We start from the raw sequence: 579 nt of genomic DNA on the forward strand, positions 1-579 counted from the left end.
CTACCTCAACGCCGACGACGACACCCAAGCCGGACTCCCCGACCTCCTCGGCCGCTCACTGCGAACCACCCGCCGCCCCGACGCACTCAAAATCGCCGTCACTCTCCAAGCCCTCGGCCGCACCGGACTCGCCGACCTCATCGACCGCACCTGCACCGCCGCCCACCACCTCGCCGACCTCATCACCAAACACCCCACCCTCGACCTCTACGACCGCCCCACCATCACCACCGTCCTCTTCCGCCCCACCAACGCCGACGACCACACCGTCGCCACCATTCGCCGCACCCTCCTCACCCGAGGCCACGCCGTACTCGGCCGCACCCGCACCCACGGACACCTCTGGCTCAAAGCCACCCTCCTCAACCCCCACACCACCCCCGACGACCTCAACAAACTCCTCGACCTCGTCACCCACCTCACCACCGAACTCACAGAAAGCAGCCCCAACCGATGACAGCCCGGACCGACCGGCCCACCCCCGAGACCGATCAGCCCCACGACCTCGTCGGCATCGGCATCGGCCCTTTCAACCTCTCCCTCGCCGCCCTCACCCACGGCCTCCCCACCCCCATCACC

At 68.7% G+C, this 579-nt stretch carries 1 protein-coding gene and 1 pseudogene; both read left to right on the forward strand.

Going from position 1 to position 579, the window contains the following annotated elements:
* Positions 1 to 457, forward strand: a pseudogene (locus tag JGS39_RS40070) (aspartate aminotransferase family protein); the annotation flags it as partial.
* Positions 454 to 579: SidA/IucD/PvdA family monooxygenase (locus JGS39_RS40075; protein ID WP_219574662.1), on the forward strand; the 126-nt coding region annotated here is incomplete at its 3' end. The pseudogene JGS39_RS40070 and the gene JGS39_RS40075, both read left to right, overlap by 4 nt.

Source organism: Streptomyces poriferorum, from assembly GCF_019399235.1.
In the GTDB taxonomy this organism is placed as follows: Bacteria; Actinomycetota; Actinomycetes; order Streptomycetales; family Streptomycetaceae; genus Streptomyces; species Streptomyces poriferorum.